A 10,882-nucleotide genomic window follows, 5' to 3' on the forward strand; every position below is an offset into this window, starting at 1 on the left:
CCGGACCTCACCCACCCGAACAACCACGCGGCAATCAGGCAACACGCCATGATCGGTCCCTCACCGAAGCAGGTCAGCCGACGCGGTGGTCGGCTCCACCCGCAGCTCGTGTCGTCCCGGGACGTCGACTTCTAGCTCAGCGCGACCTTCCGCGTCCGCCTCGACCACATGCTGCAGCGCACCGGACACCCGGTAGGCGTGCCCAGGCCGCAGCCGGGAGAGCGAAATCGTGAACCGCCCGCCTTCACCGCCCGGCCGCAGGACGACATCCAGCGCCTCGCCGTCGGTAACCGCGCGGGCCACCAGAACCTCCGGATACGGCACCTCGTCCAGCAGGGGCCCACGGTCCCACTCGTCCAGATTGCCCCGGTTGATCAGGTCATAACCGGCACCGTGGCGGCCGAAGAAGCCGGACAGCAGAACGCTTTGAATCATCACCGGGGCTATCGAGTCGCGCCGCGGCCGAGCCGGCTGCAGGGGATCTTCCGGCTTGACCCAGTCGAAGTATCTGACCCCGTTCTCGGTGACCAGGTGGGAGTTGGGATCGCTCCAGAATGCCTTCTTGACGGCATCCGCCAGTTCGTCATCACCGTACTCGGTCGCATAACCGAGTACACCGAGATACGCAGGCCCGCCGGTTTGCGGTCCGGCCGCAGACATCGCGTGCAAATCGAGCGCACCGGACAGGATTGCCTGACGTGTCGCATCGTAGGATCCGCCGACGATGTCGCGTTCGGCGATATCGGGGAAGATCGCGGTATGGAAGGGCAGGAACAATGTGCTCGACGCTGTACCGCTGGAATCGCGGGCGGCCAAGGACGAACCGGCTGCCTGGCCACCGGTGGACAGGTTCTTGAGTGCCTCAGGAACCGTGATGTTCCACCCCAATCTTGTCGACTTCAGACCAACCGGAGTGCCGTCGGGAGCAACGAACTCCCGCTCGTGGGCGAAGCGATAGCTATCGGCCAGATCAGCCGAATAATTGGTCCCGTGGAGCCTGTCGTTCAGGATCAGTGACATCATTCCGGCCGAGTTGCAGACCGGATAGATCCAGTTGGGCTCACACGGAAAGAATCCCAGGTCGTAGCGGCGGAAATTGTCGTAGACCGCGCGGTTCATGGTTCCGAGATCGTGAACGTACGCTTTCGACTCGTTCCACCGGAACGTCAGTCCGGCCGGCTCGCTGTAATGGTGGTCTCCGGTGACCGACTCGTAGAGTCCGACGTGCATGCCGAGCCAACCACTGAGCATGATGTTGTCCCGGATCACCGGATCGCCACTCCACCGCAGGTTGCCCCAGCGGTTCTCCAATCGCCAGTAGTCCCACATCGGCGGGAGCAGCACTTTGTCGATAAGGTTGCGCTGCGCCTGGGCAAGATAACCGCGAAATGCGGGCATCCGGGAGTAATTTACGAGCGCCAGTAGATATCCGAGGAAATCCGCCTGATAGCGGGTAGCGGCGTCGCGGAACTGATCCATACGATCGAAGCCCCAAAATGACTCCACCGGTTGAAGTCCCAGTTCCAAGGGATACCGCAGCAAGGAGAGCTCATCTTCGGTCAACTCAGAACCGACAAAGGGCTTGGCAGGAACAAAACTCGGCCGAGCAGGCATGACCATGTCCGCAACGGCCGCATTTCTTTCACCGGTGGCCCGCTCGGCCCGGGCGAAACTGCGCTGTACCCATATCCGGTGAGCAATGGCGTACGCCAGCAGGCCGGCCAGCGGGATAACCGCGAACCAATCGTTACCCGCCTGTGGGGTGCGCAACGCGGCCACAGCGGCTGCGCCCACCCAGACTGCGATCGGGGCGAATATGTTCGCGGTCGCGAACCAGATGAGCAGGCTCAGCGCGAAGACCGCCAGCGTGCCCGCGAACCAAACCAGGTTGAGCAGTACCGTGGCCGCCCCATCGGCCGGATAGAACATGCCGGCACCGGGAAACAGCAACCCGATTCCGAAGGCGTGCCAACGCGGGCCCGAGGCGAGAAGCACCAGCCCCACTCCGACCGCTGCCACGACCAGGTAGATCGCCCTGGTTCGCCACAGGCGTCGCTTGGTCGCGGGCCCGTAGGGATCGTCGCGGACCGGCCACTGCAGGAGTCTGCGGGTGCCATCGGCAAGCCTCGTCACATGGACGCGCTGCTCGGCCGACGGCCCCAGCGAGTTGGCGACGTCCTGGCTCATGGACGGTCCGCCTGTGTGGCTGCCGAATCCTGGTCTTCAGACATTGCCGCGCCACGCGTCGTGACTGTGTTTCCCCAAATCGCATCGAAGACTTTGATGGACGCGGCATAAAGCGGTATGCCGAGGGCAGCGACTACTGCCAGCCCGCCGATCAGGCGCGCTGTTCCGACCAGTTCGCCTGTGCATGTTGTCTTTTTCATTCTGATCTCGCTTTCATATCACCTGCGCCACCGGGCCGCGCTGCGTCGAGTGGCTGCGTTTGCAAAGGATTGCGACCATGAGCGTCCATTGCTTCTCTGGCCGAGAACGCCCGAACCGCCAGGAAGGGCCTATGACTTGATGAAGGGCTTGCCTTCCGCGCACGCCCTGATGACCTCGAGCATGCGGGTGGTCATCACCGTGCCGGACCATCCCCACAGGTAGGTGTTGATGAAGGTGCCGAGTCGCGGATGCCGGTCGCCCAGTTCTCCCCAGCCACCGGTTCGGGAGATGAACCTGGTTCTGCCGTCGGGTAGTGGGATGAGGTGGAAGTTCCAGCAAAACGCGTATTGGTTCCAGCCCGGCGGCGCCCAGGCGATCGCGCCATCCTGAGTCGGCGGCTTGCGCGTATCGGACAACGTGGTCATGTACTCGCCCGGAACGTGTTCCACGATTCCGCTGCCGATCCCCTGCTGACCGTAGAAGATCCAGTCGCCTGCCTTGTGCTGCCAGCGTGCCTGCGGCTCGTAGGTGTTATGGATGAGGAAGTGCACTATCCGCTCGAAGGTGGAGAAGCTGTAAAAGCCTGCCCTGTCCTGGCCGAGCTGATTGATCAGTGGCCAGACCTTCTCAGGTGGCGCATCGATCGTGATGGCGCGGGTGTCAAATCCCGGCACCTCGGGCACCAGGTCATCTCCCGGGTATTGGCGATTCGCCTCCTCGGGTGTCGCATGATGGCGCTTCCGGTACCGGTTGAAAGCCAGCACTATCGCTACGGGTGCCGCTGCCAGCGCTGGCGCGAGAATCGTCCCGCTGAACTCGATCTTCATGTCCTACCCCAAGTCCGTATCAGACGGTGGCCGCTCAGCCACCGCGATGACACGCTAACTTGCCGTTAGAACAACATTCGGGCGTTCTGCGACCGGGCCTGTGGCAGTTTGCGAACGCTCTCGCCACGCCTTGGGCGACATACCCATCTCGCGCTTGAAAGCGCGGTGGAAGGTGGAGATGTCCAGGTATCCCACCGCCCCGGCGATGCCAGCAACCGTCATCGTCGAATTCCCCAGAAGTTCGCAGGCACGCTTGATCCGAAACCGTTGAATCATGCGGCTGGGGGTATCGTTCATTTCCGCGAAGACCCGATGCACATAGCGTTCCGAAACTCGGAATTTGGACGAAATGGGCCCCACCGACAGATCAGGATTCGTGAAGTTCTCTCGAATGAACTGCACCATGGACAGCGCCAACGCGTCGGCGCTCATTGAGGTGCGCTTTTCGTCCAATAGACCGAGCAGCATGTTGGTGACGAGTTCCAATGCGACCGACCCCATGAATTCGGACGCAGACTGGTCAAGGAACACCGCACTGTCTTCGACCGACCTCAGGTATCCCGCAAGCACCCGCAAATAGGGGTTGCTCGAGCAGATGGCGTGCATCACGCCCCTGTTGACCATCGAATCCGACAGATGAAGCGCGCTGCGCGATAGTCGTACCGTCAGATGCTCAACGTCGGTCTCAATCACGACGGTCCAGGGAGCATCGATAGGCAAAAATGAGGCGGAGATTCCCTCGAGCCCGCACAGGGATCCCGCCACGCTGCCGTACATTCGTCCGGACATGTTCAGACCGAGAATCAGAGAATCGCAGTTGGATTGCGCTATGTGCGATGCACGCCGACTCATTTGCACGGGAGAGGTACGGATATGCACGACGCTGATTGCCTCACCCATGTCCCAGCACGCCATGTCGGCGTCGAACGACGCCGATAGGTCGTCTATGTCCATGGGCACAACCGATGACCTGTAGACATCCGCCAGTTGTTGCCAGGACGAGGCATGCACGTTCAGCAATGACATCGGGCATTCCTCCGATCAGCCGCGAATCCAGCAATTCCGCCCTCACCAGTGATTGCGGTTCCAGCCGCTCCCTGCGGCGCGAAATTTCAAGCAATTTTAGCCGGACGCCTCCGGCGACCGGTCGCCGCCCCACGGTTGCATCCGCATAACTCGCGCTGCCTTAAGCCCCTGCAGACTTTTCCTCAGCTGCGGAAGCCCACTGATGGTCGCCGCCGTCGTGTCGATGCCGGCAACAAGCCCAGATGAGGTCCACCGTGGTGTCGGCCCAGTTCCCCGGCGCACACCACTATTGGCCGCACCGATGACGCGGGCCCAGGCCTGTAACCTCAGCATTGTGGCCTCCGCATTCAGCAGTGTTCTCGGACGGTTTTCCCGCGTCGGCGCGTGGAACTGGACACGTGAGCCGGCGTTCCTGATCGCGGTCGGAGTCCTTGCCGTCGCCAGCGGCGTGCTGCTGGTCGTCCGCCCCTTCGCGTCACTGGGTGCGCTCGTGGTTCTGATCGCGTGCGGCATGTTCGTGAACGCATTCATCCCCTCGGACGCCAGCCGCTCCAAGCCCGACCGTGCGCTGACGTGGTGTGCCCGGATTGCGTGGGTTACCGGCGGCATCCTGGTACTCGCCATCCCTGCCCTGACGATCACGATACTGGTCCTTTGTGTGGTTGCCGCGCTCATCATCGCAGGCGCAGTCAAGGTCTTCCAGGCTGTCGTAGGGCGCAGCGACGGGTGGATTGCTGATGCGCTGTTCGGCATCTCCTGGATCGCGTTCGGCATCGTCGCGCTGGCGTGGCCGGATCTGTCGGTCTTCGCTTTGTCGGTCGTGTTCGGCGTGCAGCTCATTGTCTTTGGTGTCGAGCAGCTCGGTGACGCACTGCGAATCCTGCGCAAGAAGCCGCTGGACGCCGGCCAGCGCAAACACCGCACGTGGGTGCGTCCGGTCGCCGCCGGGATGGTGTGCGTACTCGCGTTCGGCGCGCTCTGGGTGAGCTCGAAGTTCTCAGGCACTCCTGTCCCCGACTCGTTCTACTCAGCACCCCACGACCTCCCGGCCGAGCCAGGCACACTTATTCACTCGGAACCGTTCACCACCGATATACCTGCAGATGCCACCGGTTGGCGCACCTTGTACACGACAACGGCCGCTGACGGGTCGATCACCGTGGCGTCCGCTATCATCGCCGCCCCCACCGGGTCACAGGGCGCGCCGGTCATCGCCTGGGCACACGGAACCACCGGCTCAGCCGAAGGCTGTGCGCCCTCACTGCTCGAGCATCCGTTCGTGGCCGGCGCCATGCCGTCAATCAACGGCGTTCTCGCTCAGGGCTGGGCGGTCGTCGCAACCGACTACATCGGCCTCGGCACCAAGGGCCCCCACGGGTATCTCGTCGGCGAATCCGAGGGACGCAGCGTGCTGGATGCCATTCGGGCCGCGCAGGAACTGAACGAAGCGCACCTCGGCTCGCGGACTGCGATCTGGGGGCATTCGCAGGGCGGGCACGCGTCCCTGTGGGCGGGTGGGCTCGCCTCGTCCTATGCCCCCGAACTCGACATCGCAGGCGTGGCATCGCTCTCGCCCGCCAGCGACCTAGCGGGGCTCCTCGCGGGCCTCACCCAGACCCGCATCGGCAGTGTTTTCGGAGCTTTCATGATCACTTCATACGCTGCCGTGTATGACGACATCGCGCTGCGGGACTATGTGCGCCCGGGCGCGCGCATCCTCGTCGACGAGACGGCGAAGCGCTGCCTGACGGACCCGGGCACGATAGCCTCGATCGCCACCGCCCTGTTCGCCGACGGCACCGTGTGGGCCGGCGACCCCCTCCACGGCTCGCTCCTCGAGCATGCGGAGGAGAACACGCCGCGAGGCATCATCGAAGCGCCGCTGTTCATAGGCCAAGGCGAGGCGGACACCCTCGTGCTGCCCGAAGTGCAGGCCAAGTTCGTCGCCGACCAATGCGCCGCAGGCCAGCCGGTGGAATACCGCACCTATCCCGGCATGGGACACATGGACATTGTCGAGGAGGGATCGCCGCTCCCCGGCGAACTCCTGGAGTGGACGAACGGCCTTTTCGAAGGCGAGCCGTATAGCCCAACCTGCGGCGGCTAGCGCCTACTGCGCGCAACGAACGCGACCAGGCGAGATCAACAACGAGCATGGGGCCGAGGCACCTACTTGCATGACCCATCAGGTCACTATCTCGAGCTGATCACCCGGCCACACCTCTGAACGAGAGTGAGGACGATGCGTGTTCGCCATCTTGTCTCGACGCGTTGCCGCCGAACCAATGAGCTTTCTCGTGCCGCGCGATTTATTCGAGCCGCCAGCTTGTTCGCGGGCAGTTTCGTGCCGCGTTCGATCCTGGACGACGCGAAGCAGGTGACGATTCCGTTGTTGGTGCTGCTCCACCGGGACGACGAGCACAATGACCGCCAGATGGCGCTCGACCTGTTCATCCCAGCGATGGTGATCGCGTGCGGGCTGCACCTCGCGAGCACGGCCAAGGCTGATCCGGACCCGGCACGAGTGCTGCCGATTTATCTTGCGGCGCTCGCATGGCAGTTCCTTCACTTCGCCGAGGAATACTCCGGCCGATTCTGGATACGCTGGCCAGAAGACGTGTTCGGTGCGCCCCCACGACAGTCGAATTCTTCATCTGGGGCAACATGGGGTCCTATGCTGCGTTCACGCTCGGCGCGCTCGCGCTATTCAAGGGTTGGCGGGTGCCGCTGCTCATCGTCTGGTTCTTCGCAATCATGGGCGCCATGGGCAACGCAGAAGGAAGTAGAAGCTATTAGAACCGCGCGAGCGGGCGGCGAAAGTGTGCTGTCGATCGCGAAGCGGTTCGGGGTTCACCGGGCGACAGTGTGGGGGTACACGAAGGCCCCGTCGCCAAGCTGAGCAGTCCCGGCCCCCGTGACCTGAGCGCGGCTCGGCCCGTGATGAAGTCGCTCCTGCTGGCTGGTCAGCGGAGTCCGAGCCGGGCTCTTGTGCTCGGTGGCGGCGTCCTCGACGAGGTAGGCGAAGGTGGTGCGCCGGTTCGCCAGGTGCGCTCCCCATTCCTCGTCTGAGATGTCATCGCTGGGCTGGTCGGTGTCGTCGTGTTCGTCCCTCCCGGATTTACTTAAGTGAACGCTTGACCATCTGTGGCGGAGCGTCTATAGTTAAGCACATGCTTAACCAAATGGCGGATCGCGTGTTCCACGCGCTCGCGGATGGCAACCGTCGAGCGGTTGTCGAACGGTTGACCACGGGGCCTGCCTCCGTGAGCGAGCTGGCGGCCGTGCTCGGCGTAACCGTCGCCGCCACGGTGCAGCACCTGAAGGTCTTGCAGGACAGCGAGCTGGTGCGGTCGCAGAAGGTCGGGCGCGTCCGCACATGCCAGATCGACCCGGCCGGCCTGCGTAACGCCGAGGCATGGCTGCAGCGTCAGCGAACCGCGTGGGAACACCACCTGGATCGACTTCAGGCGGTGCTCGACGATGAGAAGAAGGAGATGGAATAATGACCGATCACTCGGTGAAGCACAGCACGTTTACGCTCGAGCGGACCTATTCGGCAGCCCCTGCCGCGGTCTTCGGCGCCTGGTCCTATCAAGAGTCCAAGGCCAGGTGGTTCGCTGTTCACGACGACCGCTACTCGTTGGAGTTCCGGGTCGGCGGCACCGAGATCGTGCACGGCGCTGGTGAGAGCAGTCTGGTCGCGAGGAGCGAGTACCACGACATCGTGCGCGAGGAACGCATCGTCTACACCACGGCGCTGTTTACCGACGAGATCCTTTCGACAATGTCGCTCACGACCGTGCAGTTCGAAGCGGACGGTGACGGAACCCGCCTGATCCTCACTGAGCACGACGTGTTCCTGGACGATCGGGAACAGCCCGAGTGGCGTGAGCAGGGCACCGGAAACTGGCTGGATGCGCTCGGCCGTCAGGTGGCTCGATCATGACCACGGAGAGTGAGCACGAGATCGCCTGATCCGATACGACACACCCGTGGCAGAGGTGTGGCCGGAGTTCGCCGCACATGGCAAGGGCGCAGCGACGCTCCGCCACGTCCTCACCCACACCGTCGGGCTGCCGGCCATCCCCGAGACGCTCGGCCCTGCCGACCTCGCCGACTGGCCACGGGTCTGCGCGGCCATCGCTGCGGCGGAACCGGTGTGGCAACCCGGGACCCAGACCGGCTACCACTCCTATACTTTCGGCTTCCTGGTCGGCGAGATCGCGCGACGACTCACCGGCAAGCCGATGCGCGGGCTGTTGCACGACTGGATCGCGGCACCCCTCGGGATCGCGGGCGAGCTGTACTTCGGCGTGCCCCCGACCGAGCTTGACCGGCTCGCCCGCCTGGAGGATGCCGATCCGGTCTCGATCGAACCGGCAGGACATGTCAGCATCCTGGCGCCGTGGGAGACGCGACCGCGCGCGTCGATGGGCAATGACCCAGACCTTCTGCAGGCTGACATCCCTTCCGTGGGTACATTCACCGCACGAGGCCTCGCGGCGGTGTACGCCGCGGTGCTGGACGGCGAGCTGATCCCCGCGAGCCAGCTGACAGAGCTGTCAGCAGTCGCCTTCGAGGGCACCGACCAGGTCTTCGACACCCCGGCGAGAATGGCCCTGGGCTACCCGCTGGGGCGCATCGGAGCCCCGAGTGACGAACCTCAGAGAGCGTTCGGCTGGCCCGGTGGAGGCGGTAGCTATGCTTACGCCGATCCCACCACGGGGATATCGTTCGCGGTCACGAAGAACCGCCTGAACCAGGATCTCACAACCGCGCAACACCTCTCAGACCTCGTTACCACCGAGATCGATTCGCTGCTGTGACCACGGAAGGCGCGAACCGGTGCCCGCGCGCTTCTGTGCGCGGGTGGAGATGCGGTTCTCCCCACGCCGAGACGAGCGCGCGACGTGGTGGCGGGCTCACGCGTGGGTGGCCTCCTTGGGCCGGGCCAGCGAGAGCATACGCCATCGATCTCGAGACCCTCAAGCGCCACCAAGACCGCATCCGTGCCGGCCTCGCCGAGATCGACCGCAAGCTCGACAGCGGGCACGAGGAACACACCGGGCAGCGCAAGCACCTCGCCACCGCGATAGGCCTGCTCGCCCGCTGCGCGCAGACGTACTGGCAGTCCGACGACAACGGCAAGCGCCTCGCCAACCAGGCGTTCTTCGAGCGCATCTACATCGGCGAAGAGGACGAACAGCCCGACGCAGTACTCGCCGAACCGTTCGCCGCCGTTCATACTCGCCGGGGAGACCAGCAGCTGATTTCGGCGCGGAACCAAGCGCACGACCGTGCTGCCGATATTCTCAACGAGCCCGGTGACCCGCTGATCCTGGCGCATGGAGCCGCCCTATTCGTATGGCCCGAGGAAGCGTTCGCCGTTGTAGTGAATCATGTGGGTGGGGTGGTCGGCACACCAGACTTCGGACTCCCAAGCGATCTTGTCGACGTACTTGCGGAACTCGGCCCGGTCGGGGAAGCACGAGACGTAGACGAGCCCCGCCGTTGACTCCGCGAACAGATCAGCAAGTTCGGCTTGCCGCTTGGAGTCGACTGGGCCGTGGGAACTGGCTGCTTCGAGGAGCACAAGCCAATTGCGGTCTGGAAGGTAGATGACGAGGTCGGGCATCTTGCCGTGCTCGTCGACCGTCACCTTGAGCGACGCGAGGGTGTCCCGTTCGAAGAGTGCCCACTTGTCGCCTGCATCGCCGATGTACAGCACCTGTCCGGCTGGGGTGAAGCGCGGGCAGAAGTCCTCGACCATCGCCTTGAGCAGGACGTTCTGGCCGCCCGGCGTCAGGGTGAAGACCGACCCATCAGGGAGGGCGAGCGGGATGCGATCCATCTCGCGCACCGCCGCGTACCGGGCCTTGAGCCCCGGCAGCTCAGCGCGATACCGATCGACAGCGGACGGCCACTCGTCGGCGTCGTAGGCGCGCAGCACGTCCAATGCTTCAGCCGTGACTTGATAGTTCCACTTTGGCGAGTTGACGGGGCGCTGCGGCTGGTCTGGGTTCTGCACGACGAGCTGTGCTTCCACGAACTGATGCAGCGTGAACCGCCGAACCGTTTCACGGGTGTTCGGCGCGTAGTCCTTGCCGTACTCGTCGCGGATGAAGTCCATGATCGCGCGCGTGCCAAGCATCGGATTGGCAGCTTCGGTCCAGGACTCGGAGGGTGTGAGTTTCAGGAGCGCCAGCAGCACGAGCGCTGATCGTTCGTTGCTGCGCTCGGCATCCATTCCGAGTGTCTCAAGGACTATTCGAGCCTCTTCCACGCGCTCATGCGCGGCGTCGTTCAGTTCGTTCATGCGGCGATCAACTCCTTGACCAGGGAGTCAACCTCGACCTGAGACACGACGGAGTTGCATCCCAGTTCGCGCAATGTGTCGGCGGTGGGGAACCGGAGGGTTCGAAGGTCGGTGGCGTTGACCTGTGTGTGACCCGAGAAGGTGCGGAAGAACTTGTCGATGACCGACGAGTTGAGCCATACGGCGATTCCTTTGGCAAGGTCCTCGTCCATGCCGTGACCGCCGATATGGAAGACGTTGAGGTGGTTCTCGAACGCCACCTCACCGGGGTTGTCCAGTGGCGACCAGACCGAAGCGACGATTCGTCGGCGTTCTTCCTTCGCGC

Annotated in this window: 10 protein-coding genes; 5 read left to right on the plus strand and 5 right to left on the minus strand. The window is 63.7% G+C overall.

The genetic code is table 11. The features are described from left to right. Positions 1-60 precede the first annotated feature (60 nt). From AAFP05_RS06190 to AAFP05_RS06200, 3 genes are all read right to left on the minus strand, one after another. Positions 61-2,187: a hypothetical protein gene (locus AAFP05_RS06190; RefSeq protein ID WP_341728978.1), complete on the minus strand. Its 2,127-nt coding sequence runs from the start codon at positions 2,185-2,187 to the stop codon at positions 61-63. A 329-nt stretch (positions 2,188-2,516) separates the two neighbouring features. Next, the gene (locus AAFP05_RS06195) at positions 2,517-3,215 is read right to left on the minus strand and encodes a hypothetical protein (protein WP_341728979.1); all 699 of its coding nucleotides are present in this window, start codon (positions 3,213-3,215) and stop codon (positions 2,517-2,519) included. A gap of 54 nt (positions 3,216-3,269) precedes the next feature. Then, on the minus strand, positions 3,270-4,241 hold the full coding sequence (locus AAFP05_RS06200; RefSeq protein WP_341728980.1) for an AraC family transcriptional regulator: 972 nt from the start codon (positions 4,239-4,241) through the stop codon (positions 3,270-3,272). A 334-nt stretch (positions 4,242-4,575) separates the two neighbouring features. Between AAFP05_RS06200 and AAFP05_RS06205 the strand changes: the two genes are divergently transcribed. The 5 genes from AAFP05_RS06205 (at position 4,576) to AAFP05_RS06225 (ending at position 9,067) form a co-directional block, all read left to right on the plus strand. Next, the gene (locus AAFP05_RS06205) at positions 4,576-6,348 is read left to right on the plus strand and encodes a lipase family protein (protein ID WP_341728981.1); all 1,773 of its coding nucleotides are present in this window, start codon (positions 4,576-4,578) and stop codon (positions 6,346-6,348) included. A gap of 135 nt (positions 6,349-6,483) precedes the next feature. Beyond that, on the plus strand, positions 6,484-7,140 hold the full coding sequence (locus tag AAFP05_RS06210; RefSeq protein WP_341728982.1) for a hypothetical protein: 657 nt from the start codon (positions 6,484-6,486) through the stop codon (positions 7,138-7,140). A gap of 283 nt (positions 7,141-7,423) precedes the next feature. Beyond that, positions 7,424-7,744 carry a metalloregulator ArsR/SmtB family transcription factor gene (locus AAFP05_RS06215; RefSeq protein ID WP_341728983.1) on the plus strand — a complete coding sequence of 107 codons (321 nt, stop codon included), beginning with the start codon at positions 7,424-7,426 and terminating at the stop codon, positions 7,742-7,744. Next, a complete protein-coding gene (locus AAFP05_RS06220) occupies positions 7,744-8,187 on the plus strand; it encodes an SRPBCC domain-containing protein (protein ID WP_341728984.1) in 444 nt (147 codons plus the stop codon). Before AAFP05_RS06215 ends, AAFP05_RS06220 begins: the two co-directional genes overlap by 1 nt. Positions 8,188-8,215: 28 nt before the next feature. Further along, complete coding sequence (locus AAFP05_RS06225; protein WP_341728990.1) at positions 8,216-9,067, plus strand: serine hydrolase domain-containing protein; 852 nt, start codon at positions 8,216-8,218, stop codon at positions 9,065-9,067. A gap of 530 nt (positions 9,068-9,597) precedes the next feature. On the opposite strand, the gene AAFP05_RS06230 is transcribed toward AAFP05_RS06225, so the two are convergent. Then, complete coding sequence (locus tag AAFP05_RS06230; protein WP_341728985.1) at positions 9,598-10,557, minus strand: BsuBI/PstI family type II restriction endonuclease; 960 nt, start codon at positions 10,555-10,557, stop codon at positions 9,598-9,600. Then, positions 10,554-10,882: hypothetical protein (locus AAFP05_RS06235; protein WP_341728986.1), on the minus strand; the 329-nt coding region annotated here is incomplete at its 5' end. The genes AAFP05_RS06235 and AAFP05_RS06230, both read right to left, overlap by 4 nt.

It is taken from the genome of Brooklawnia sp. (assembly GCF_032229645.1).
Taxonomy (GTDB): Bacteria; Actinomycetota; Actinomycetes; order Propionibacteriales; family Propionibacteriaceae; genus Brooklawnia.